General features: G+C 43.9%; 29 protein-coding genes. 14 read left to right on the top strand and 15 right to left on the bottom strand.

The features are described 5' to 3' along the window. Positions 1–29 precede the first annotated feature (29 nt). The 7 genes from DM09_RS04010 to DM09_RS04040 all read right to left on the bottom strand — a co-directional run bounded on the left by DM09_RS04010 (position 30) and on the right by DM09_RS04040 (position 5,450). The gene (locus DM09_RS04010) at positions 30–1,010 is read right to left on the bottom strand and encodes a pyruvate dehydrogenase complex E1 component subunit beta (RefSeq protein WP_038247755.1); all 981 of its coding nucleotides are present in this window, start codon (positions 1,008–1,010) and stop codon (positions 30–32) included. Positions 1,011–1,012: 2 nt separating this feature from the next. Then, the gene (gene pdhA / locus DM09_RS04015; RefSeq protein ID WP_038247756.1) at positions 1,013–2,068 is read right to left on the bottom strand and encodes a pyruvate dehydrogenase (acetyl-transferring) E1 component subunit alpha; all 1,056 of its coding nucleotides are present in this window, start codon (positions 2,066–2,068) and stop codon (positions 1,013–1,015) included. A 486-nt stretch (positions 2,069–2,554) separates the two neighbouring features. Beyond that, positions 2,555–3,019 (bottom strand): L,D-transpeptidase, encoded by a 465-nt coding sequence (locus DM09_RS04020; RefSeq protein WP_038247757.1) that lies wholly within the window; start codon positions 3,017–3,019, stop codon positions 2,555–2,557. Next, positions 3,012–3,698, bottom strand: a complete 687-nt coding sequence (locus tag DM09_RS04025) for a P-loop NTPase family protein (RefSeq protein ID WP_157753594.1) — start codon at positions 3,696–3,698, stop codon at positions 3,012–3,014. Before DM09_RS04025 ends, DM09_RS04020 begins: the two co-directional genes overlap by 8 nt. A 3-nt stretch (positions 3,699–3,701) precedes the next feature. Next, on the bottom strand, positions 3,702–4,610 hold the full coding sequence (locus DM09_RS04030) for a hypothetical protein (protein WP_038247758.1): 909 nt from the start codon (positions 4,608–4,610) through the stop codon (positions 3,702–3,704). Beyond that, the gene (locus DM09_RS04035) at positions 4,607–5,086 is read right to left on the bottom strand and encodes a ClpXP protease specificity-enhancing factor SspB (RefSeq protein ID WP_038247759.1); all 480 of its coding nucleotides are present in this window, start codon (positions 5,084–5,086) and stop codon (positions 4,607–4,609) included. Before DM09_RS04035 ends, DM09_RS04030 begins: the two co-directional genes overlap by 4 nt. 40 nt (positions 5,087–5,126) lie before the next feature. Further along, positions 5,127–5,450, bottom strand: coding sequence for a (2Fe-2S) ferredoxin domain-containing protein (locus DM09_RS04040; RefSeq protein ID WP_038247760.1), 324 nt, complete (start codon positions 5,448–5,450; stop codon positions 5,127–5,129). 117 nt (positions 5,451–5,567) lie between these two features. Here DM09_RS04040 and DM09_RS04045 point away from each other — a divergent pair, with 117 nt between their 5' ends. Genes DM09_RS04045 through DM09_RS04080 form a run of 8 tightly spaced genes read left to right on the top strand, consistent with a single transcriptional unit; the run spans position 5,568 to position 13,498 of the window. Further along, positions 5,568–6,788, top strand: a complete 1,221-nt coding sequence (locus DM09_RS04045; RefSeq protein WP_038247761.1) for an alanine racemase — start codon at positions 5,568–5,570, stop codon at positions 6,786–6,788. 20 nt (positions 6,789–6,808) lie between these two features. Continuing rightward, entirely contained in the window at positions 6,809–8,143 is a 1,335-nt protein-coding gene (gene hslU / locus DM09_RS04050) for an ATP-dependent protease ATPase subunit HslU (protein WP_038247927.1), read from the top strand. Positions 8,144–8,145: 2 nt separating this feature from the next. Then, on the top strand, positions 8,146–8,748 hold the full coding sequence (cobC, locus tag DM09_RS04055) for an alpha-ribazole phosphatase family protein (protein WP_038247762.1): 603 nt from the start codon (positions 8,146–8,148) through the stop codon (positions 8,746–8,748). After that, on the top strand, positions 8,741–9,454 hold the full coding sequence (locus tag DM09_RS04060; RefSeq protein WP_051938095.1) for an adenosylcobinamide-GDP ribazoletransferase: 714 nt from the start codon (positions 8,741–8,743) through the stop codon (positions 9,452–9,454). The genes cobC and DM09_RS04060 overlap by 8 nt, the downstream gene beginning before the upstream one ends. Next, the gene (locus DM09_RS04065) at positions 9,451–10,224 is read left to right on the top strand and encodes a uroporphyrinogen-III synthase (RefSeq protein ID WP_038247931.1); all 774 of its coding nucleotides are present in this window, start codon (positions 9,451–9,453) and stop codon (positions 10,222–10,224) included. The genes DM09_RS04060 and DM09_RS04065 overlap by 4 nt, the downstream gene beginning before the upstream one ends. A 5-nt stretch (positions 10,225–10,229) precedes the next feature. Next, positions 10,230–11,210, top strand: a complete 981-nt coding sequence (gene hemB, locus DM09_RS04070) for a porphobilinogen synthase (protein WP_038247763.1) — start codon at positions 10,230–10,232, stop codon at positions 11,208–11,210. Further along, positions 11,211–12,368 carry a hypothetical protein gene (locus DM09_RS04075; RefSeq protein ID WP_038247764.1) on the top strand — a complete coding sequence of 386 codons (1,158 nt, stop codon included), beginning with the start codon at positions 11,211–11,213 and terminating at the stop codon, positions 12,366–12,368. It abuts the gene before it with no gap. Then, entirely contained in the window at positions 12,365–13,498 is a 1,134-nt protein-coding gene (locus DM09_RS04080) for a tetratricopeptide repeat protein (RefSeq protein WP_038247765.1), read from the top strand. The genes DM09_RS04075 and DM09_RS04080 overlap by 4 nt, the downstream gene beginning before the upstream one ends. Position 13,499: 1 nt before the next feature. Here the strand turns inward: DM09_RS04080 and DM09_RS04085 are convergent, their stop codons facing one another. Then, positions 13,500–13,712, bottom strand: coding sequence for a hypothetical protein (locus tag DM09_RS04085; protein WP_038247766.1), 213 nt, complete (start codon positions 13,710–13,712; stop codon positions 13,500–13,502). 89 nt (positions 13,713–13,801) lie between these two features. Here DM09_RS04085 and DM09_RS04090 point away from each other — a divergent pair, with 89 nt between their 5' ends. The 5 genes from DM09_RS04090 (at position 13,802) to DM09_RS04110 (ending at position 17,188) form a co-directional block, all read left to right on the top strand. Then, entirely contained in the window at positions 13,802–14,983 is a 1,182-nt protein-coding gene (locus DM09_RS04090) for an acetylornithine transaminase (protein ID WP_038247767.1), read from the top strand. A gap of 5 nt (positions 14,984–14,988) precedes the next feature. Further along, entirely contained in the window at positions 14,989–15,903 is a 915-nt protein-coding gene (argF, locus tag DM09_RS04095) for an ornithine carbamoyltransferase (RefSeq protein WP_081881086.1), read from the top strand. A 392-nt stretch (positions 15,904–16,295) separates the two neighbouring features. Next, positions 16,296–16,574 carry a type II toxin-antitoxin system RelE/ParE family toxin gene (locus DM09_RS04100; RefSeq protein WP_038247769.1) on the top strand — a complete coding sequence of 93 codons (279 nt, stop codon included), beginning with the start codon at positions 16,296–16,298 and terminating at the stop codon, positions 16,572–16,574. Between the two features lie 12 nt (positions 16,575–16,586). Then, a complete protein-coding gene (locus DM09_RS04105) occupies positions 16,587–16,880 on the top strand; it encodes a HigA family addiction module antitoxin (protein ID WP_038247770.1) in 294 nt (97 codons plus the stop codon). Then, positions 16,877–17,188, top strand: coding sequence for a cupin domain-containing protein (locus DM09_RS04110; protein ID WP_038247771.1), 312 nt, complete (start codon positions 16,877–16,879; stop codon positions 17,186–17,188). The genes DM09_RS04105 and DM09_RS04110 overlap by 4 nt, the downstream gene beginning before the upstream one ends. Positions 17,189–17,249: 61 nt before the next feature. On the opposite strand, the gene DM09_RS04115 is transcribed toward DM09_RS04110, so the two are convergent. Next, complete coding sequence (locus DM09_RS04115) at positions 17,250–18,377, bottom strand: metallophosphoesterase (RefSeq protein WP_038247772.1); 1,128 nt, start codon at positions 18,375–18,377, stop codon at positions 17,250–17,252. Positions 18,378–18,400: 23 nt separating this feature from the next. Here DM09_RS04115 and DM09_RS04120 point away from each other — a divergent pair, with 23 nt between their 5' ends. Next, positions 18,401–19,039, top strand: coding sequence for a 2OG-Fe(II) oxygenase (locus DM09_RS04120; protein ID WP_051938106.1), 639 nt, complete (start codon positions 18,401–18,403; stop codon positions 19,037–19,039). Here DM09_RS04120 and DM09_RS04125 read toward each other — a convergent pair. From DM09_RS04125 to ftsZ, 6 genes are all read right to left on the bottom strand, one after another. Continuing rightward, positions 19,020–19,730: an HAD family hydrolase gene (locus tag DM09_RS04125; RefSeq protein WP_232507745.1), complete on the bottom strand. Its 711-nt coding sequence runs from the start codon at positions 19,728–19,730 to the stop codon at positions 19,020–19,022. The two genes, DM09_RS04120 and DM09_RS04125, sit on opposite strands and share 20 nt — an antisense overlap. Beyond that, positions 19,690–20,226: a DUF4340 domain-containing protein gene (locus tag DM09_RS11050; protein ID WP_051938107.1), complete on the bottom strand. Its 537-nt coding sequence runs from the start codon at positions 20,224–20,226 to the stop codon at positions 19,690–19,692. The genes DM09_RS04125 and DM09_RS11050 overlap by 41 nt, the downstream gene beginning before the upstream one ends. Further along, complete coding sequence (locus tag DM09_RS04135; RefSeq protein ID WP_051938109.1) at positions 20,223–21,788, bottom strand: GldG family protein; 1,566 nt, start codon at positions 21,786–21,788, stop codon at positions 20,223–20,225. The genes DM09_RS11050 and DM09_RS04135 overlap by 4 nt, the downstream gene beginning before the upstream one ends. Positions 21,789–21,790: 2 nt before the next feature. Beyond that, on the bottom strand, positions 21,791–22,501 hold the full coding sequence (locus DM09_RS04140) for an ABC transporter permease (protein WP_038247773.1): 711 nt from the start codon (positions 22,499–22,501) through the stop codon (positions 21,791–21,793). Next, the gene (locus tag DM09_RS04145; RefSeq protein ID WP_038247774.1) at positions 22,498–23,436 is read right to left on the bottom strand and encodes an ABC transporter ATP-binding protein; all 939 of its coding nucleotides are present in this window, start codon (positions 23,434–23,436) and stop codon (positions 22,498–22,500) included. The genes DM09_RS04140 and DM09_RS04145 overlap by 4 nt, the downstream gene beginning before the upstream one ends. A 73-nt stretch (positions 23,437–23,509) precedes the next feature. Next, complete coding sequence (ftsZ, locus tag DM09_RS04150) at positions 23,510–24,664, bottom strand: cell division protein FtsZ (protein ID WP_038247775.1); 1,155 nt, start codon at positions 24,662–24,664, stop codon at positions 23,510–23,512. Positions 24,665–24,698: the final 34 nt, after the last annotated feature.

Consider the following 24,698-nt stretch of genomic DNA (forward strand, 5'->3'; position numbering starts at 1 on the left):
TTGGTGGTTTAAATCTTTCATCTATCTTATTAGGCTCTATTGCAAACCACACGCGCTGCTTCAACAATCTCAGCTACAGATGGTAGTGCATAGTTTTCTAGGTTTGCCGCATATGGCATAGGCACATCTTTACCCGTCACACGTGCTACAGGCGCATCCAAATCATCAAAACCTTTTTCCATAATACGTGCAGAGATTTCTGCGCCTATACCTGCAAAACGCCAACCTTCTTCAATCACTACAGCGCGGTTGGTTTTCGCAACCGATGCAAGAATCGTTGCTTCATCCAATGGGCGAATGGTGCGCGGGTCAACCACTTCAGCATCAATACCTTGTTTCGCCAATTCTTCAGCGGCAAGCAGGGCATAACCTGTCATGCGTGAATGGGCAACAAGTGTTACATCACTACCTACGCGTTTAATATCAGCCTTGCCAAGCGGTACAATATACTCACCTTCTGGCACTTCACCAATATCACCGTAGTTTATTTCATTTTCGATAAAAATAACGGTGTCGTTATCACGAATAGATGCCGCCAATAAACCTTTAGCATCAGCGGGATTGGATGGCATCACCACTTTTAACCCTGGAATGTTGGCATACCAATTTTCAAAAGCTTGGGAATGTTGCGAACTCACACGAGCTGCCGCACCACCAGCCCCTCGAAATACCATAGGGCAATCGTATTGACCGCCAGTCATGTATTTCATTTTCGCTGCAGCATTCACAATTTGATCCGCTGCAAGAATTGCAAAGTTCCAAGTCATAAACTCAATCACTGGGCGCAAGCCTGCCATAGCAGCCCCCACACCAAGCCCTGCAAAACCCAACTCAGTAATCGGTGTATCAATCACACGGCGCGGACCAAATTTATCCAACATTCCTTGGGACACTTTATATGCACCATTGTATTCAGCAACTTCCTCACCCATAAGGAATACGCGCTCATCACGCTCCATTTCGTTGCACATTGCTTGATTCAGTGCTTCACGATACGTAATTTTAGCCATGATTAGCCCACCTGCCTTGGATAAGGATATGCATTGGGAATCTCATCATTAATAATATCATCCCACAACACGGAAAGGTCGGGTTCAGGTTGTGCTTCTGCAGCTTTAGCAACCGCCACGACCTCTTTCTTAATGTCTTTATCTTTTTGTTTGAAGTCTGCTTCTGTTGCCAGCCCCGCTTCAACCATTTGCTTTTGCAAGCGTACGATAGGGTCTCGACCCGAACGCCACTCATCCACTTCGTCACGCGTACGATAAGTTGCAGGGTCAGACATCGAATGCCCACGATAACGGTAGGTCATCATTTCCACAATCATCGGCCCTTTACCTGAGCGCGCATGTTCAATGGCCTCTGACATTTTGCGTTCTACTTCCAATACATCCATACCATCGACTTGAATACCAGGCACCTTGAAAGAAATACCACGTTTATAAAGATGTGTTTCAGCCGATGCACGACTCAGCGAAGTACCCATCGCATATTGATTGTTTTCAATCACAAACACCACAGGCAACTTCCACAATGCAGCCATATTAAATGATTCATACACAGCGCCTTGGTTCACGCCACCATCACCCATAATCGTAATCGATACGCGTTTATCATCATTGTATTTACTTGCGAAAGCGAAACCCGTGCCGATTGGCACTTGCTCACCCACGATACCATTACCGCCAGCAAAGTTTTTCTCTTTATCGAACATGTGCATGGAGCCGCCTTTGCCGCCCACAATGCCACCTGCACGACCAAGCAACTCTGCCATAATCGCTGTTGGATTGGAGCCTCGCGCAAGGATATGCCCGTGGTCACGATAACTGGTCATCATATAATCAGTAGGCTCTGAAGCTTCTTCCATACCTACACACACTGCTTCTTGACCATTACACAAATGGCAAAAGCCACCAATCTTTTTCAATCCATACATTTGCCCAGCTTTTTCTTCAAAGCGGCGAATATAAAGCATCATATCATGCATGGCATGCAAACGCTCCGCACTATAAAAACGGCCTTCTTGCGTGATACCAGCTTGGTTTTCTTCTTGATTTTTGGTTGTCATAACATCCCCAATCGTTTCGCTAGAATGCGAACTATGCCCGACTCATATCCCTTCGCAACCATAAAAGACCACAAAGCGTAAAAGTATCCCTAAAAAAAACTTCTTGCATAGAGACTAAAACCACTTCTTTCACCGATGCTTCACAATACAAAGTTCAAGTAAAAAAAGACTGCAAAAAGAGATTAATTTTGAGCCTAACCATACACACATACAATCATTTTTATTTATATAATTCAATATGTTACATGATAAAAACTAACCACCAAATTCTACACCATAGCAAAATACATCTTTATACGAACCCCTAAACTAACATAGGGCGAACCTAGGGCTAAAAAAGAATGTGAAAAACGAAAAATAAAACGTGAATTGAAGCAATACTACGCCGACAAACAAACCATCATATTTTTTTCTTCGACAATCCTTGTGCCACCTAAACAATACAGTGAACCATCTGAACTCAGGTAACGCACTTACAAAACCACTTTACACCTTAATAAACACCGATTCGCCATAGCATGCATGTTCAAACAAGTGTACCACATCTGCATTTAACATGCGGATACAGCCATGAGACACAGGCAAACCAATTTTATCTTCCTCATTGGTACCATGGATATAAATATACCGTTTTTTTGTATCCACTTTTCCGCGCTTATTCACCCCCGTTTGCACACCTGTCAACCAAAGAATACGACTTAATATCCAATCAGCCTTATGATGTGCTGTTTTTTGTGTAAATATACCCTTTGGCTCCCTAGATTCAAAATAGGTATAAACAGGTAAACCACCCCCTATTTTAGCGCAAATTTGATGTTTACCCAATGGTGTTTGCAAACTATTTTCGATATTCCCCACGCCATTTCTAGCCGTAGAAACAGGGTAAGCACAAACCACACCCGTTTTACGGTGATGATACAACATTTGTTCGGATACAATAATTTTAATCATGTTCTGCCAACACACGTAATGCTAGGGCAGCATTCATTTTAACCTTATGCGCCTTCGAATACGCATCAAGTAACACAAGTGCTCGTAATAATGCATCTAAAGTTCGCGGAACATATTGCAACAACACAGGCAACACTGTTTCCTTCATATCCCACTGCATGTGTTGCAACACCGAATCCAAAACACGCTTCAAATCTGCATCATCAGCTGGCGCAGACATTTCTACTTTTTCCATCATCAACAAACGGCTGCGTAACTCTGGAGGCATATTCGCCTCGGCACATCGCCAACTGATTAACAATGCCTTATTCATCTCTTTCGCTCTTTCAATTAAATGGAACACCGCATAAGCAAAGGCAGGCGGCATACCCCCAGAGGGTAAATCCAATATCCAATATGCCTGATGTTCACACTGCTCTAACCATAACTTCAATTGATGCACTGAAGACACATCACCTTCATCACAAGCCAACAAAGCAACATGCGGGTTTTCATCCGCCAACGCCTGTAACAGGTGACTTTTACCCGCTACCGATTCCGAGGTTAACCACAACAATCCACCTTGCACAAACCACAACGCGAGTCGCCCTGATGCTTCCTCAACCTGAGGATGACGCACCCAACTTCCGTAATGTTTTTTGATGGGGAGCAGAAGCGCCAACGTTTGCTGTTCACTCACCACTTACTCAACAAGCCAATCATACAAACTTCCTTCGGGTTGCTTGGTGACCTTCATACCATAAGCAGCAAACCATGATGGCAACCATGAATCATCACCATCACGTAAAATCAAACGGTATTCCCGACGCTGTTTTTGCAATAATGTTGGCACAACACTTTCAACCACTGCCAGCTTCAACAGCGCCTGCTCCAACATCACCTGTGATGCCAGTGCATGCTCTGCTTCTATGCGTAGCAACACAACATTCGACACAGAATCAAACTTCATATCATCTTGATAAGCATCACGAATATTTAATAGTACCTGTTTTAAGAATGATTGCAGTTGGTATTCAGTATAAGCTTGCATTGGAACATCTTTCTCTTCTAGCAAGCTTGCAGAAAAGTCGCCTTGCACATCCACATGCAATTGCAATTCACCATAAACATCGGCAACTGGGGAAAAAGTCAGCATTAACTTCCGCCCATTGGCACCCAATGCAAAACCATAAGTATCTGCCATTTCATAAGCTGTATTAAGCAAATCTTTGGCAAGCATATTTCCTTGCTCCGCAAAACCAACCACATAAACACCCAAGTTCCAATAGGGTTGTTGTTGAATCATTTTGACGCCGCGCTTGCGTAAAAACTTTCGTACCTGATTAGGGTTAAACTCTACATTTGCCCCAAAAGACGTGGTTTTGAAACGCAACACCAATGATGTTGCCACAGGCCAAGATTTCGATTTTTCCAATGCATCAAAGGGCACAACCCGCGCCCATAACACAGGCAATGCAAGTTTGGTCGCTTGCTGAATCGTTAGTTCGGATACACCTTCATCCTGCAGAGATACCAAAAACCTGTCATCTGCCGCAGCAAACAGCTGCAATGGCACAAGAAAACAAACGAACAAACCAAAAAACAGCCTCATTTTACAACTCGTAAATGACGTACTTTCCGCCCTACGTCAGATGCTTTTGTTTCCCCCGCTGCAGCACTTGATTTTTCCACTGTAGCATCGGTCAGCGTCTGCATCTCTTCTTCAGACATATTTACTTCTTGCTGAACCTGTGTTTTTATGCTTTCAGGCATATCATCTTCCCATAATATACCCGATGACAGGTCTTGCTCAGGCAAATATACTGCCCAAATACGTTTCATCGGAATCACACAATGCTGAGATACACCTGAGAAAGAAAATTTAGACTCCAATGACGAATCTCTAATATGAATAGGCTGCGGCATACGCGCATTTAATACCAATGGTAAAGCATGATCATGTTTCAAATGCTCTGGCAGCTGCACATCATCGGCAGCGGCATCAACAAGAATAAAAATACGCTTATGCTCATAAAAAAAGTCACGCAGCTTTTTAGCTTTCAAAGCGTCTTCAAAGTTTACACTCATGATTCCCTCACCTCTTCAAGCTTTCCACCATCAAAAAACATTAATGCGCTGATTGGGCATGAAATGCTAACATCTCCAAAGGTTTACCACCTTTTAAGTGTTGGGCAATAATTTCATCAACCTTTGCTTCATCCATATTAGCATACCAGACACCTTCAGGGTACACCACCATAATAGGCCCCTGCTCGCAGACGCCAAGACATCCCGCACGATTCACACGAACTGCATCCTCTCCTTCTGCCAAACCTTCTTCAGCCATACGTTTTTTAATATATTTAAGCAAAGGCATATTTTCACCACAAGCTTTACCAACACACATAATCGCATGGTGTTTATATGGGGCAATACTGAGCTTCTCTGTCATTTTTATGATTACCTGACCCTATAAATTTCATATCTAATATTTGCCGTAGCGTACCAAGATGAAAACCAGATGTCATTTACACTTGGTCTTGGCTTCAGTTTGTGGTGAACTTCGTCCATGAAAATTCCTCATCATATTGAATCACTCATTCAGCAGCACGCTGAAAAAGGTAAAACATTTAATGCCTATATATACGACACCGCACCGCTCAAGCGGCGAATCAGCTGCCTCAAGCGCATCATGCCCCAAGGTGTTGAGGTGTTTTACGCCATGAAAGCCAACCCTCACCCTGCTTTTTTATCTGCAGCTTTAGAAGCTGAAGTGACTGGCATCGAGATTGCCAGCCTTGGGGAAGCACACAAAGCCGTTGCCGCGGGTTTTACGCCCTCACAACTCATCTACACAGGCCCAGGCAAAAGCCTAGAAGAGTTAACATGGTGTATCGGCAACCATATCCGAACCATTCATATTGAGTCTTTGGTTGAAGCTCACCGCATTCAATCCTTATGTAAGCAATACAACACCCAACAAGATATTTTACTTCGCATCAATGCCAACTTTGACATCCACGATGCACAAACCACTTTTTCAGGTGGTTCAAAAAAATTCGGCATTGATGAAGAGCAATTGGATGTCGCTCTCCCGCAAATTTTAGCCTTGGATAAGCTTAATTTCCGTGGTTTACATGTATATGCTGCCAGCGGCGTGTTAAATGTGGATGACCTATTACACAACTGTAAACTGGTTTTTGATTTGACCCAACGTATTGAAACCCAATACCAAGGTGTCACATGCGACATCATCGATTTTGGTGGCGGTTTTGGTGTGGACTACCTAGAAGAAGGCACAGACTTTGCCGCCCAAGCTTACGCCGATGGGCTTGCAACCATGATACAAGATTACGATTTCAAAAACCGACACTTTGTTTTGGAGTTGGGGCGTTGGTTGGCTGCTGAATGTGGTTGGTTTTGCACTGAAATCATCGATATCAAAACAAGCCGTGGTAAAAAACAAGTGATTTGCGCAGGTGGCATTAACCATTTCCGCCGCCCTGCTGCCCTTGCCATCAACCACCCCACAAGTATTGTAAGCATGCATAAACCAAAGCTTTTTCCAGCCCAAGAATCTATTCATCAGGAAAAAGTATACTTTGGTGGCCCGCTGTGCACCAGCGCAGACAAACTTGCCAATGACATATACATCGAAGAAGCACATATTGGTGACATTGCAGTCTTTGGATTGGCAGGGGCTTATGGCTTAACCATGTCCAACACAGGTTTCCTCAGCCATGCTTTGCCGCAAGAAATTATTGTCACACAGGAAAAAGGAGAACTATGAGCACATCCAATGAAAATATGATGACACCACGCGAAATCGTAAGCGAACTGGATAGATTTATCATTGGGCAATTTGATGCCAAACGTGCTGTTGCTATTGCTTTGCGTAACCGTTGGCGCAGGCAACAAGTAAGTTCGCCTATGCGTGAAGAAATCACACCAAAAAATATCCTTATGATAGGTTCAACAGGCGTAGGTAAAACAGAGATTGCCCGTCGCCTAGCCAAGCTTGCCAAGGCACCATTTATTAAGGTTGAGGCCACCAAATATACCGAAGTCGGTTATGTTGGGCGCGATGTAGAATCGATTATCCGCGACCTGTTGGACACCGCCATTAAAATGGTTAAAGAAGAACATGTGGCCAAAGTAAAAGTTCGCGCTGAAGAATCTGCAGAAGAACGTATTTTGGATATTCTTATCCCTACACCTGTAGAGGGACATACGCGCCCTATTTCAGCCGATGCACCCAACCCACACCGAAACTCTCGCGATAAAATGCGCCATAAACTTCGCTTGGGTGAGCTGGACAATCGTCAAATTGAAATCGATGTACCTGAACATCATGACATGCCAATGTTACAAGTATTCAGTAATAACCCCAACGAAGACAATAACATGGACATCAAAGATATGCTGGGTGGTCTCTTAGGTGAGAAAAAGAAAAGCAAACGTGTCACCATCAAAGAAGCGATGGAAATCCTCAAGCAACAAGAAGCTACACGTTTGATTGACAATGATAAAGTCAAAGAAGAAGCCATCAAACGCACTGAAAATTCGGGCATCGTGTTCTTGGATGAAATCGACAAAATCACACACCGTGAGGGTGCAAGTGGCGATGTATCTCGACAAGGTGTGCAGCGGGATCTGCTTCCCTTGGTGGAAGGTACATCCGTAAGCACAAAACATGGTGCCGTAAGCACCAACCATATTCTATTCATTGCATCAGGCGCTTTCCACTTGAGCAAACCTTCCGATTTGGTGCCTGAATTACAAGGGCGTTTCCCTATCCGCGTGCAATTAAAAGCTTTGACCGAAGATGATTTCAGACGCATCTTGGTTGAGCCAGAATGTTCATTAACCCAACAATATACCGCCCTTTTAAACACTGAAGGCATAAGCCTTGAATTTGCAGAGTCCGGTATTGCCGAAATTGCAAAAATAACGGTATTGGTGAACGAAAAAACTGAAAATATCGGCGCCCGACGTTTACACACACTTTTGGAACGTGTATTGGATGAAGTTAGCTTTGATGCTTGCGACCGCACCGAGAAAAGGTTGGTTATTGATGATAAATATGTTCGTGATTGTTTGGGTGAAACAGCGGAAAGTGAAGACCTATCACGTTATATTTTATAAATATGTCACCTCTTATTCTCACCATTGATATTCTCCGCCATGGCGAGACGGAAACAGAAGCTGGAAAGCTATATGGTGCAACAGATGTTCCCTTAAGTGAATTAGGGAAATCACAGTTACTAAAAGCCGCCAAAATCATCCACAGAGAGCCTATTGCAAACGTTATTAGCTCACCCTTAAAACGTTGCGCTTGGCTTAGTACAAAGTTGGACACAAGGCAGCATATCAACATGCGTTACCATATTGGTTTTAGCGAAATGGATTTTGGTGATTGGGAAGGTGAAGATATTCAAAAACTGATTCAACAAGAGCCCAACTTTCGCCAAGACATTACCCAACTCAAGCCGCCTAATGGTGAAACATTTGCTGATTTTGAGCAGCGCGTGAGCGCAGCTTGGCATGAATATATCACCCAACACATGGAACAAGGCGGACATCATCTACTGGTCACCCATGGTGGCGTGATTCGACTCTTACTCGGGCAAGTCTTACAAATACCCAAGCAACACCTAAGCAGCTTGTATATCCCGCATGCTGCTTGGTCACGCATCACATTTGTACAAGGAGAATCACCGATGTTGTGGTTTATGAACCACCATGCTTGAAAACAAAGATAAATTTATCGCTACGTGGTCATTTCTGACCACCTTTCCTGCACCAAAAACAGCGCAAGAAACTTCTCCCCAACTGTCCATGATGCCTTTGGTGGGGTTAGGTTTGGGGCTCACCTTTTATATCGCGGCTTGGTTACTTTCTGGTTTTAACCCTGCAGTTACAGGTTTATTGCTGTTGATATTATGGTTAGGAAGCACTGGATTCTTACACCTTGATGGTTTGGCAGACCTATCTGATGCTTTGGGCGCATCCCATGGTGACAGAACACGTTTCTTAGAAGTTCTCAAAGCACCCGACATTGGTTCTTTTGCAGTTATTGCGCTGATATTGGCAATATTATCCAAGCTTGTTTTCTTATCTGTGCTTGGTTTTGCTGAAGTATTTGCGCCGCTTTTACTTATTCCTGCATGGGCACGTTTGGGTGCAGCTTGGTGGGTAAACGAGTTACCACCGCTTCATGAAGGGTTAGCCACTTGGTTGCTTGATGCAGGCGAAGCCAACCTTACGCCTTGGTTGATAACACTGCTTATCTTATCCCTTTTATTTGCGCCCATACTTTTACTTGCCCCTGTAATATTATGGGCATGGAAATTATTCTTGGAACATAAAGTGCAAGGCATGAATGGTGACTGTCTGGGTGCAGGCATTGAAATATGTGAAATTTTATTGCTCGCGTTGTGTTGTTTAACCCTATGAGTCATCTTCAAGGCAAACGTATTCTGCTGACCCGCACAAAGGAGCAAAATAAAAACACGGCGCAACAACTTAAAGCGATAGGCGCAATTCCCGTATATTTGCCATGTATTCAGATTGATTATTTGAAGGAAAACATTCAACAAGCCTTAAAAAAAATACAAGCTGATAACCCAAGCAACACCGATATTATTTTTAGCAGCAGCAATGGCGTAAAAGCCGTGGCTACATGTGTCCATCATCTCAAAAAAAGCTTGCAAGGCTTTCGTATTATTGCCGTTGGTCATAAAACAGCACAAACACTTGCCGAACATGGTTGCACACCCGCATTTATCCCCGAAGAAGCCTCTCAGAAAGGCCTTATCGCGGCATATCAGCAACAAAACTTACCCCAACAAGTGTATTTTTTTCGAGCTGAAGAAGGCAGTGATGACTTGCTTCGCGCCCTAAAGCAACAAGGGGTAGATACCCTCTTAATACCAAGCTACCGCGCCAGTTGCCCCAACGATGATGCCACCCCTATCATTAACCAGCTTCGCAACAAAGCTATTGATGCTGTATTGCTTGGTAGCGCAAAAACCGCAGCCTTTTATGTGCAACGTATTGCCAATTTAAACCTTGCCAATACACCTGTGATTGCCGTCATGAGTCCACAAGTTGAAAAAGCCGCTGACAAATTGGGATTAAAGGTGCAGATTATCGCCAATAAACCTAGCTTTCGCGCAATGTTACAAGGTTTAAACGATTATTTTGCTACACAAGACAAAGGATAAACAATATGCCATTTGATTTAACCCATAGACCTCGCCGCCTTAGAAAAACTGCGAATTTACGTCGTATGGTTTCTGAAACGACGTTATCGGTGAACGATTTGATTTATCCCATTTTTGTCGATGAAGGTATTGATACTGCTGTGGATGTTAAAAGCATGCCTGGCGTAACGCGTATTCCATTGGCTGATGTGGCTGCCATGGTGCAAAAGGTTGAAGATGCTGGTGTACCCGGTGTGATATTCTTTGGTATCCCTACTGAAAAAGATGCGATTGGCTCTGGTGGCTGGGATGATGAAGGTATTGTGCAACGTGCTGTGCGCGCTGCAAAAAAAGCTTGCCCTGATATGATTGTCATTGCCGATACATGTTTTTGTGAATACACCGACCACGGGCATTGCGGCGTTTTACACGGTGAAGAAGTGGATAATGATGCAACGCTTTCCAACCTACAAAAAGAAGCCGTGTCTTATGCAAAAGCGGGTGTAGATATCGTTGCTCCATCTGGCATGATGGATGGCATGATTAAAGCCATTCGTGAGGGCTTGGATAAAGCTGGTTTCCAAGATACACCCATCATGTCCTATGCTGTGAAATATGCATCGGGTTATTTTGGTCCTTTCCGTGATGCGGCAGATTCCACCCCAAGCTTTGGTGATAGAGCCCAATATCAAATGGACCCTGCCAATCGCCGTGAAGCCATCAAAGAAGCATTGTTAGATGTGGAAGAAGGCGCAGATATGCTCATGGTCAAACCTGCACTAGCATATATGGATATTATTCGTGAAGTCAAAGATGCCACGCAATTACCCATGGCTGTGTATAATGTGTCGGGTGAATATGCCATGGTCAAAGCTGCGGCTGCCAATGGTTGGATTGATGAAAAACGTGTGGTTTTGGAAACCATGCTCAGCTTCAAACGCGCAGGCGCAGATATGATTCTCACATACCATGCATTGGATGTTGCCGCATGGTTAAACGAGCAATAAATGAGTGATAAACAAGAGCCCGTCATTGATGCCGATTCGGTTGAAGAAGTTCAACCTTCAACCTCAGAGCCGGATGAACAAAACAACGTAAAAACCAAGAAAAGAAACAACTCTAAGTTCTATTTTTTCTTAATACTTATCTTGGGTGTTGGTACGTGGGCTTTTTGGATATTTTCACCCGAAGCACAACAACTTCGCATGCAGTTTGAATCCACTTTTTCACAACCAAGCGCAGAAACAAACCCAGAACCTGAGCTAAGCTCAGCGCCACAAGCTGCTGCATCAACAGAAGCAACAACTGCAACTGCCGATTCACAAGAAACTAGCCCCTTATTTCAAACAGACACTGCAACACCTGAAGCTAGCCTTACACCGACAGAATCTGAGCAAACTGAAAATCCTGAACAAACCGAAATCCCTGAGCAAAATTTAGATATCGCTTTGGAAAGCAACAACCCTGAAATGACTGCCGCTCTTTTAAGCCTACAGCAGCAAGTTGATGATTTAACACAAGTCATAGGCTCACTGCAACAGCAGCAGCTACAGTGGTCGCAACAGCAAGTTCGCGCCCAACTCTTTGCTTTATTGCGCCAAGCATCATCACCACAAAGCAACCTTGATCAGATGATGATTGCATGGAAAAGCATTGGTTTCTTACCATTATTAAACCAAGATAAACGTGACATTGCAGAACAAGCATTTATGGGTCTGCAAGAAACACAACAACGTATCCAGCAAACCGAAACCAACATCCAAGGACTTATCCAAACATTAGCCAGCGAAATACACCCTGCAGCCTTACAAGACATCAGCCAAGATGTAGCAAACGTGGTTGACCCTTATCAGCAAACGGATGCTTTCGATTCATGGTTGGTCTGGCTAAAACAACAGTTTGTGATTACCAAACTGGATAAACATGCCCTAGAACTATCGAATGACCCATACGCCGACCTTAAACAACTCATCGTTGAGCTCAACCAGCTTAAAGAATCCATACACCAACGCAATTGGAGTAATATTGGTAGTTTAACCTCGCTATTATACCAACTGGAACAACGTGGGCTTGAAGCATCTTTTAGCAATGAAAGCATTACCAATTTACAAGCCAGTATTCGTCAGTGGCAAGATGAAGCCCAAACATGGATGGCACAATTATGATTCGTATTGTTATGATGTTATTACTGATTGCAGCCGTTTTTGTAAGCCTACTGGTCTTCCCTGACATTGCCAATCAACGTGTGCGCATTGAAATATTAGGTTGGTTATTTGAAACACGTACAGCCATGTTTATCTTACTGATTATTTTCAGTTTAAGCGCATTATGGTTGGTGCAAAAAACCTTTGCCTTGAGCATCAATAGCCCCAAACAACTGTGGACAAACCTTCGCAGTGGTAACAAAAAACGCCGTGAACTACGTTTACAAGAAGCATTAGACACTTGGATTGATGAAGGTGAAGGTCATAGCCAAAAACTACTCAAACGCAGCAAAGGTATTATTCCGCCTTGGTTGCATGATGCGCTCATTGTTTGGTGGGACAAACCTGAAAACCATGCACCAATTCATGATGAAAAAGACAAACCCCACATCATTGCGCTTAAAGCGCGGCTGGCAACAGAACCCAATCAAACACACCTAAGCTTAGAGCAAAGACAACAGTATTTGGATGCATGGTTAATGGTACACCCAGGCGCTTCACTTGCCCTTGAGCGCAAAGCAGCCTTGTTGGGTGAGCGCGGCGAATATGCCGAGCAAGTTGCTTTGCTGGAAGACTTATTTCAGCGCAAAAAACAAGTGCAACACATCAGGCCTCAACTTGCCACAGCGCTTCGCCACCTTGCAAAGCAAGATAGCGATAATGCGCTTACCTACTTGCGCAAATCTAACCGCATCAACCCAACTGATGTGAAAACACTGATGAACTTAGCCCAAACATTGCAAACATCAGGGGACACCCAAACGGCCTATCGTTTATTATTGGACTACCTTGCCCAACATGATGATATGCAGGTTGCAAAAGCACTTTTACCCATGCTGGAAAATGATGCTTTACAGCATTTCAAGCAAGTCGATAAAGCCGTTTACCAAACCACCGCCGCTGGCACTTGGCTACGTATGCAGCTTGCGCACAAAGCGGGTTTAAGTGGTATTGCTGATGATAGCTTATATGGCTTATTGGAAAATCATGAAAGTGCTGAACTGTGGCAATTGCGTGGTGACTGGTATGCCGAGCAAGGGCAATGGCAACAGGCAGCAGAGGCATATCAAAAAGCCAACCAGCTACACTGATTTATTTTAAAACAGCCTCAAACAGAGGTAAATCTTCAGCAACATTATGCCCTGTACGTTTGGATTCTCGGTTGGCTGCTGCAATATCTGCCAAAGGAACGCTTGCATAAGGTTTGCACGTTTTTCGTTTTTTACAGGTGCAGGCAACGCATGCCACAAGCTCAATTTTAAAGCCATGTGTGATACTTTTGCGTGTACACCAAAGTGATTTCATATTGCAAAACTAACAGCCAAGCATCATCTTGCAATATGGGTTATAGCTAGAAGTATTGAGCATCTTAAAAAAACAACTAGCCTTCGCCAATGAATATCCAAGAAGCAAACCAATATTTAGCCCCCAATTATGGACGGTTCCCCATCACGCTTGTCAAAGGTCAAGGCGCTCGCCTTTGGGATGATACAGGCAAGTCATATTTGGATTTTGTCGCGGGCATTGCAGTCAACACCTTAGGTCATGCGCACCCAGCCATGATTAAAACCATAAGCAAGCAGGCTGCCACCATGTTGCATTGCTCCAATTTATATTTTAATCCCCAACAAAATGAACTGGCGAAACAGCTGGTTGAGCTTTCAGGCTTAGATAAAGTGTTTTTCTGCAATTCAGGTGCAGAAGCCAATGAAGCAGCCATTAAAATTGTGCGCAAATATTTCCATGACCAAGGCAAACAGAAATATACCATTATCACGGCAACCCAATCTTTTCATGGCAGAACCATGCAAACCATTGCTGCTACAGGGCAAGACAAGGTCAAAGAAGGTTTTGCTCCGCTACCTATTGGTTTTAAACATGTTCCGCTCAATGATTTTGAAACACTTGAACAAGCCATCGATAACCATACAGCGGCAATTATGCTTGAACCTTTACAAGGTGAAGGTGGTGTCAACAATGTCTGCCCGCATTATTTGGCAGACGTAAGAAAGCTTTGTGATCAACACGATATACTGCTTATCTTTGATGAAATCCAAACAGGTATTGCTCGGTGTGGGGCCATGTTTGCTTTTGAATTGGCAGGTGTTTCCCCCGATATACTCACTCTTGCCAAAGGTTTGGGCGGCGGTGTACCCATTGGTGCAATGCTTGCCTGCAAAAAGGTCGCACCATCATTATCTGCAGGCTCACACGGCACCACATTTGGTGGTAATCCTATGTCTTGTGCAGCTGCACTCACCGTATTGCAGGTATTAGAACAAGAAAACATCTTGGAAAACGTCAACCAAAGAAGCAAACAACTCCAAGCTGGGTTACAAAAACTGGTGGATACTTACCCATTTTTTAGCGAAGTGCGTGGTCATGGTCTACTCTTAGGGCTTGCTTGTGAGAAAGAAGTGATGCCTATCATTCATGCTTGTCGTGAACATGGTTTATTGGTGTTAGCGGCAGGACCACATGTCTTGCGTTTTTTACCTGCACTGAATATCACAGAAGCTGAAATTGAAGAAGGCTTAACGCTATTAAACAAAAGTATAGAAGGTTTAGATTTATGAGCAATATCAGACATTTTTTAACATTGTTGGACATTTCACCCAGTGAAGCCAATGGGATTTTAGCGCGTGGCATCGAACTCAAAGCCAAACAAAAAGCTGGCGAAGCTCACCCCACCCTTGCAGGAAAAGCATTAGCCATGATTTTTGACAAAGCATCCACCCGTACCCGTGTCTCATTTGAAACAGGCATGTTTCAATTGGGTGGTCATGCCTTGTTTTTACATTCAGGCACAACCCAACTTGGCAGAGGCGAACCTGTAGAAGATTCTGCACGCGTCATTTCCAGCATGGTGGATATGGTGATGATTCGCACCTTTGACCACGCCATGGTCGAAAAGTTTGCCGAATATTCATCCGTACCTGTCATCAATGCGTTAACCGACCTAACCCACCCCTGCCAAATTCTCGCTGATGTGATGACGTTTGTAGAACATCGCGGCGCAATCAAGGGTAAAACCGTGGCATGGATTGGCGATGGCAACAATATGGCGCACTCTTGGATGAATGGCGCTGTCACCTTTGATTTCACGCTGAATATTGCTTCACCCGATGGTTATACCGTGGATGAAAGTTTATTAGCAAACGCAAGAGCCAAGGGCGCAAAAATTAACCTTTGCAGCAGCCCACAAGAAGCCGTAAATAATGCCGATTTGGTCACTACTGATGTCTGGGCATCCATGGGGCAAGAAGAAGAACAAAAAATCCGTGAAGCAGCCTTTAAAGATTATCAAGTGGACACCACATTGATGAGCAACGCCAATAGCGATGCTTTGTTTATGCACTGCCTGCCAGCACATCGGGGCGAAGAAGTCGCTGCTGATGTGATTGATGGCAAACAATCTGTAGTGTGGGATGAAGCAGAAAACCGCCTACATGCGCAAAAAGCATTGATGGAATTTTTGATGGATGCGGCTTCCTAAATTTACCACAGTACCCGCAAGGGGCAGGCTTCTTGCCTTCGGCAATTCATCACAGGACGCAGAGAAACACAGAGATTTTAAACCACGAAGAACACAAAGAGTATGAAGCTTTAGTGTGACTATCACCCCTTTGTTAAACTGCGCCGAAGTCTTGCTGTTGAAAAAGGGATAAGCGAAAAAACTTTTCGCCCCGCTTCAACTGCATAGCGAAGGAAGCGAGCAGCTTATAAAGGGCAGCTTTTTGGTTCGTTTTTGGCTGTACAAAAATGAACAAGAAACCACCTACTTTTCAACAGTCGATGCCCTCCATCCCCTGCAAACCGAATTGGGAACAATACAAACGACGTAACCTTACAGGTTGCACACTGTAACCAATAAGGTTACCATAGCGTATGATTCTTGATTTCATCCATAAAGGTTTGGAAAAGTTTTATCGTACGGGAAGCAAGGCTGGTATTCAAACCAAACATGCTGAAAAGTTGCGCCGAATACTTTCCAATCTTGATGTAGCAAGCTGCTCTGATGACTTGGATTTACCCAGTTACCGCTTGCATGAGCTTAAGGGCTCTCGCAAAGGTGTTTGGTCGATTACGGTTCAAGCCAACTGGCGTGTCACCTTTCGTTTTGTGGGTGAAGATATTGAGTTGATAAATTATGAGGATTACCATTAACGGAGGTATGCCATGCATATGTTTAACCCTGTTCACCCTGGTGAAATTCTTCGCCATGATATTTTAGAGCCAATGGGCGTAAGCATTGTAGATGCTGCCAAGTCATTGGATATAAGCCGCAAAACCTTGTCCAAAATATGCAATGGTAATGGTGCTATCACGCCTGAAATGGCTGTGCGCCTTGAGCTGGCGTTTGGTAAACCTTCTGCGCAACATTGGCTCAAGCTACAAACCGCCTACGACCTCAATCTTGTCAATCAGAAGCGACAAGAGTTACAACGACATATTCACCCGCTTGCAGCTTGAAACATACGCCTGCTGACTTGCTTCCAGAAGTGTTTGAAACACTCTTGGATAATGAACATCTCAAAATCGAACGTATTATTTCTAAAGGTCATACATCACCTGAATCAGGATGGTATGACCAAGCCCAACATGAATGGGTTATTCTGCTTGAAGGCGCTGCTACCATTACTTTTGATAATGGAAAAGAATCCAACCTAAGAAAGGGTGATTATCTCAATATTCCAGCACACGTAAAACACAAAGTGTCATGGACTGACCCTGATGTGGAAAGCATTTGGTTGGCTGTGTTTTATGGGGATATTCAATGATGTGTCATGCCGACCAAGATGAAGGCATCTCAAGATGTCTTAACTGCGCTCGACATGACAGTTAAACCAACTTAAACACTGTAATCTCTGGCTCATTGCCCAACCTAATCGGTGGCCCCCAGTACCCCGTGCCTGGGGATACATAAATCCACGTTTTGTTGTCATGCAAATGCAAACCTTTAATATAAGGATTTGCCATTTTTGCGATGAAATTCCATGGGTAATATTGTCCACCATGGGTATGCCCTGAAATCTGCAAATCAAAACCTGCCTCTGTAGCTTCAAAGATACTTTTGGGTTGATGTGCCAATAAAATTTTCACATCAGCATCAGGTGCACCTTGCATGGCTTGTTTAGGGCTGGATTGATGAGCTGAAATATATTGGTGCGCTCGATAATCAGTCACCCCTGCCAACAGCAGCTTTGCTCCTTCATATTCAATCAATTCATGTTCATTGAGCAACACCGTAAAACCCAGTCGCTTCATTTCAGCAATCCAATCTTCAGCCCCCGAATAGTATTCGTGATTACCTGTAATGAAATATTTACCCACTTTCGCTTTTAAATTTGCAAGTGGTGCGACATCCTGTTTTAACCTTGCCACAGAGCCATCCACCAAATCACCTGTCATCACAATCATATCTGCATTCAATGCGTTCATTTGTGATACCAAGCTTTCCACATCATCTCGTTTAATCATGGGACCAATGTGCAAATCGGTGAACTGTACTATCTTTAAATCATGCAATGCTTTGGGCGCACCCAAAGGTATATGTACTTCCTTGATGACTGCCCCGCCTACCGCCTGCTCAAGCCCAAAACCTGTCGTCATACCAGCAGCGCCTAACATACTGATGTGTGCAGCCGAAGATTTGAAAAACGCTCGCCGCTCAGGGTTACGTTTGAAGGGGCGCATACAGAGGTGTAACACATCCATCACCAAATACACCACCATTAATAGTGAGAAAAACCCCATATTCAAATAGACAAACCAAATGAATATATCAACCCAATCACCCGCCACATGTTGGTAGTGAAAAATAAGTGGCGCAAGCGATGTAAGCCACACAACAAACAGGTAAAAACGAACCCAAAAACGCAAGCTTGGCGACACAATATGTAGCCGCCATGCTACATAACCATACATGATAGCCGTAAGCATCATCGCGATAACAAGGAACACAATCATAAGATTAAGGTAGCAGTTTTTGCATGAATATACACTTAATGTTATGTTGCAACATGTTAACCCCACCAATCTTTGAACATATTACGCAAGCGATTGCGCAAAACGGTTATTGCATCATTGATAACGCACTCCCCGCTAATACCGCCCAAGCATTACACCAACACATGAGCAACATACCCGCAAAAGACTTTAAGGGTATGGGTGTAGGTCGTGCAAATGAGTTACATGTTGACCAAACCTATCGCAGTGATACTTCCCTCTGGTTAGACGGCATACACACTGCTGAGCAAAACTACTTACAATGGATGGAACAGCTTCGTCTTGCTATCAATCAACGTTTATTTTTAGGCTTGTTTACTTACGAGGCACACTTTGCACATTACGCGCCACAAAGTTTCTACAAACGGCATACCGATGCTTTTCAAGGCTTATCCAATCGCAAACTTACCACAGTGTATTACCTTAACCCTAATTGGGCTACTGACGATGGTGGTGAGCTGGCAATGTATGCAGATGAAAAGAGCAGCAATGCTTTTCAGACTGTAGCACCACAAATGAATCGTTTGGTGGTGTTTCTAAGTGAATCCTTCCCTCACGAAGTGTTACCTGCACACAAGGATAGGTACAGCATTGCAGGTTGGTTTAAACTAGGGAAGCACTGAATAAGCTTGGGTATTTCTCTAAAATATCTTCAAACTGATCAAACACATGCAGTGCACCTTCTGTTTTCAGAATATGCGCTGGCTCTACACCAAAAGACACGCCATACGAGCGCACATTAGCCGCATTTGCCATTTGAATATCAAAGCGTGAATCACCAATGACGGATGTATGCTCTGGCAATGCGCCCATCTCGTGCATACATTCCAAAACCATGGCTGGATGCGGTTTGGATGTGCAAATATCAGCAGTACGCCACACTGGAAAGAATCGATGTAAATCAAATGTATCCATTACCCGAATCAAACCACGACTGGATTTACCCGTAACCACACCCATGGCATATCCTCGGTTATCCAGTTCTTCCAAAGTTTCAATCACATTAGGGTACAAAGCAAGACTAGACTCCATAGCCCGATAATTGCTGCCATACGATTCGCAAAGCTTGGTTTTTAAATCATTATCCAAATCATCATCTGCCAGTTGCTCCACCGCAGCGACCAAAGATAAGCCGATAATACCTAGCACATCTTGATAATCAGGCTTTGTTAAACCGTGGTCAGTGAATGCTTTTTGCATGGCTTGCGCAATCGCACCATGCGAGTCGGTCAATGTGCCGTCACAATCAAATAAAATAAGTTGTAGGGGTTGATTATTCAGTCGAGGTATCCTTTGTAGCAGCTTTTTGTTCAAGCCACGCATCATGCGTACGTTTGACCTGCCACGTCAACACTTTATCCACCGTCACCACCATATTCTCATCTGCCAAGCGAATATAGGTGCTGGCTAAGTCGGTCGCAGGTTTACCCACGAACACATCCAGCAATACCTCACCTTGTTTGTTTTTTAAGACAACATGGTCAGTCAACACTGAAAAACGAGAAAAGTTATCTTCTGTTCTGCTTGCCACACGTTTAACCTGCATGGTTTGTAAATCTTGAAGCAGTTGATTCACCACATTGCTTTGCACATATACAGGTTTATCCGCACCTTCTACTATCCACTTATCCCCATCTCGCTTGGCTTGCAGGCGTGTTTTATCCTTGGCATAAACAGCAATACTATCCACATCTTGCACGGCAAAAGTTGGCAATTTTGGCAAGGCTTGGGATGTATCTTTAGGTGCCTGTTGGGTCACAATCAAAGCCACCAAACCCAATGTGATGATGACTGCTATCAATTCTTTCATTGGTTTTCTTCCCAAGTTTTATTTCTTCGCTTACGCAAGTATAACCAACGCCAACCTGCCAGCGTCAACAACAATGCGGGTAAAGCAAAGACCCACACCACTTTGAAAAAAGTGCGCTCTGCTTTGTTCAATGGTTCAAGTGGGCGTTGGGTCACGCCTTTTGAGCGCAGTGTAATCAAAGCTTCATCATGGCTGAGCCAATCCAACATATTCAAAATCAACACCGTGTTTTCACCATTGATAAACTCATTATCCAAAAGTGCGCTAGAGCCTGAGACCAACAAACGTCCATTGGCTACCTTGGCTATATACGTTTTATCATCCAATGCCTTGGTGAAAGCAGACTGCATCTTCCCTTCTTGCGCCAGCATCAATGTTTGGGGGCGCATGTGTAAGCCATGAAAACGCTCTTGCATGGCAAGCAATGGATTCACATCAAAAGGTGGGCCTGATTGTACAGCACTCCATTCCGAGGATTGAAGCAGTATACTTTTATCAGCACTAGGCTCACCCCATGCTAAAGGTGCTGCAAATGGCATGCTTACACTTTCCAAACCTTGGGTAATCACGCTTTGTTTATTGAGGTTTACAACGTTTGGAATAAACGGAAAATCCACCACTGAGCGGAATGCAAAACCTGCTTGCTGTTGATTCACCGTGATGCGACTGGCTTGCTGATCCATCACCAAACCTGGCTCTACGGATACACCAAGGTCAGACAATAACCAATCATTAGCATACGTATCCACGGGTAACACTTGAAATCCTGCTTGCAAGTTGGGCTCCACATTGGATGCCAATACCAACACCCCATTACCCGTCATACGGAATTGGTCGAGGTGATACCTAAACATTTCCGATGGTTTTTTATCCACGCCCGCTACAATCAAAGCTTTGGCATCACTAGGCACAACATGAGCTGCCAAATCGACATCGACAAAATTATAATCATCTTGCAAGAGTTGCTGCAATGTTTGTAGCTGTTGTGATGATTTGGCACCAAAACCTGTTGCAACGGCAATGGTTTGTTTGCCTTTACCTGTCAGTTTCTTGATTTTTCGTGTGAGTAAATACTCAAAACCCGCATCGGTTTGTACCACAGGAATAATTTCTTGTTTATCCAAGTATTCAATGACAATCGCAAGGTATGCTTGACGCACTTGCGCCCTGTCATCTTCAATCACCTGCACTTGCACTTTTGGAATCTGCAAGGCTTGTAAAGCTGCTTGAGTATTGGGGTTATCCTCAGGGTTAATCATTTCAAACCCAAGTTTTCCCTTTGCGGCATCCCTATAATTCATCAAGGTATCTTCAACAAATTGTTTGAGCTGACCATAAGGTTGCGGTAAACCTGCGGTAAAATAAGCCTTGATTTGAATCGGCTCATCCAAACTTTGAAGCACTTGTTTGGTGGATGCTGAAATGCTCGATGTTTGGTTGTCGCTCCAATCACTGCGAATATGCGATCCTTGTGCCGCAGCAAACAGCAGCACTGCAATCACCACGACAAATGATAAAGTGAATAAAGTTTTTCGACGAATTGTTGAACGTAAATCTGCCATGATTAACGCCACCGCCTACGTGCTAAAGCAAACCAACTTAAACTAATAAAAATCACTGTTAAACTGATAAACAACATTACGTCAGCCAAAGATACCACACCTCGCATCATATTTTGATAGTGATCAATCGGACCCAGCATCACAACCCAGTCTTGCATAAAAATTGGCAGCGTAGGAGCAGCTTGTGTGACAAGGAAAATCACCAACAATAAAACCAAACCAATAATATACGCAATCATGGCATGATTGGTCATGGCTGATGCAAATAAACCTATGGCAGCAAACAAAGCAGCAAGCAGCCATGCGCCCAAATACGATGCCATCACTGTGCCTGAATCAAGATTGCCCAATAATGATAAGGTCAAAGGATACAACCCCGTGAGCAACAATAAAAAGGTGATATGCCCCAACAAACTTAAATATTTACCGAGCACAATATCAATCGTACGCGTCGGCATGGTTGCCAAAAGTTCATACGTGCCATCATGCAATTCATCGGCAAGCAACCGCATGGACATGGCTGGAATAAAAAAGATAAAAAGCAACGGCAACACGGCAAACCAATGACGCATATCCGCTTGCCCATTTAAAAACAGACTACTGCCAAAGAAAAAACCTGATGCCAATAAAAATGCAATCGACACCACATAACCCTGAGGAGTGTCTAGGCTAATTCGCCATTCTTTTTGGCATAATGCCACCACTGCATTCATGCTGTTCCTCCTGTTAATTCTCGGAAGACATCCTCAAGCGAGGCTTGTTCATTGCGTATTTCTAAAAGTACCACATCTGTAGCAACAGCAGCCAAAAACAATTGTTCGGCAAGACCACAATCTGGGTCTGGATGTGATATTTCGATATGGGTAAAACCATCGGCTAATGTTTCTTGATGAACGATAGTTATATCAGACAAACTGGCTTGTAAGTGCGCGAGCAATTTATTTGCATCACCTTTCACTGTTGCCAACACAAATGCGCCACCTTGGGCTTGTTTGGAAAGTTCTTCGGATGTACCCAAAGCTTGTAACTCGCCTTTATCGATTATCATCATGCGGTCGCATACGGCTTCCACTTCGGGCAAAATATGCGAAGACAAAAGCACCGTTTTTTGTTCACCCAAGTGGCGAATCAAATGACGAATTTCAATAATTTGGTTGGGGTCTAAACCTGTGGTGGGTTCATCCAAGATAAGACATTGCGGGTCGTGCAACATGGCAGCTGCCAAACCCACCCGCTGACGATAACCTTTGGATAACTCCTCAATTCGGCGATATAACACTTGCTCCAAACCACAAGCCCGCGCCATTTCACCAATTTTATCTTTTCGAGTCGCACTGGGAATCCCATGCATTTTGCCTGTGAATTGAAGGTAAGCTTCAACATCCAAATCGTGGTAAGACGGCGCATGTTCTGGCAAATAACCCACCAAGCGGCGAACTTGAATGGATTCTGCCAAGCTTAAACCATCAATGCTTGCATCACCTGAGGAAGGGGGAAGAAAACAGGTGAGCATTTTCATGGTGGTCGATTTTCCAGCGCCATTAGGACCCAACAGCCCCATGACTTCACCACGCTTAACCTCAAAACTTAAATCTTTAACGGCAAACTGATTGCCATATTGTCGGGAAAGACTTTTTGCTTTAATCATAGGCAAAATGTATGTACTCCAAAATGAAGATTCAAGGGTGTTCTTTTATAAAAACACCCTTGTAAAAAAGCAATTAGTCAGCTTGCTGACGAATCCATGTTGGCACATCGTACAAATCATCATATGGTGATTCTGCTGTTGCCGTTTGTGCTTGGGCTTGCCCTGTACCACTGGTAAAACCAGGAACAGGTACATCACCCATGATTGGCATCTTAGGCTGGTGCAAAGGACGCACAGGCGCAAGTTTTGGTGTTTCTTGTTTTTGCAACCCCGTCGCAACCACGGTTACACGCAACTCATCGCCAGCATCATCATCGTAAACAAGTCCACAGTTCACATTTGCATCCTCATCCACCATATTATGAATAATACTCATCACCTCTTCATATTCAGCCATTGATAATGAATCTTCATGCGCCGTCACATTCACTAGCAAGCCTTGTGCGCCATGAATATCCACTTCTTCCAATAACGGTGAAGTAATTGCTGCTTCAGCTGCAGTACATGCTCTGTCTTCACCTGAAGCAGCTCCCATGCCCATCATCGACATACCTTGGTGCTCTGTCATTACAGCCGTCACATCTGCAAAATCCACATTGATATAACCTGGTTTTGTAATTAGCTCAGAAATACCGCGCACAGCTTGAAACAAAATGTCATCAGCCATGCGAAAAGTATCTTTCATAGATGTATTCTTTCCTGCCATCGCAACCAACTTTTGATTGGGAATAGTAATCAATGTATCCACGGCACTACCCAACTCTTTGATACCTTCTTCAGCAAAACGCATACGGCGCTTTCCCTCAAAACCAAAAGGTTTGGTGACCACACCAACTGTTAAAATACCCATCTCACGCGCTACTTCAGCAATCACAGGTGCTGCACCTGTACCTGTGCCGCCACCCATACCTGCAGTGATAAATACCATTTCTGTATCTTCAAGCAGTTCCTTGATATGCGCACGATCAGATTCAGCTGCGTCTCTTCCAATTTCTGGTTTACCTCCTGCGCCCAAACCTTTGGTACTATTTGAACCTAACTGCAAACGCATTTGTGCCAAACTACGAGACAACACTTGTGCATCCGTATTGGCTGCAACAAAGCTTACGCCAGACAAACCTTGTTCAATCATATTATTCAAAGCATTGCCGCCGCCGCCGCCAACGCCAACAACTTTAATACTTGCTACCTGCTTTTGTGTATCATCCAATGTAAATTTAAGCGCCATGACTATCTCCCTTCCTGCTATTTTTTTATTTTCT

The sequence above is a fragment of the Ghiorsea bivora genome (genome assembly GCF_000744415.1).
Classification (GTDB): Bacteria; Pseudomonadota; Zetaproteobacteria; order Mariprofundales; family Mariprofundaceae; genus Ghiorsea; species Ghiorsea bivora.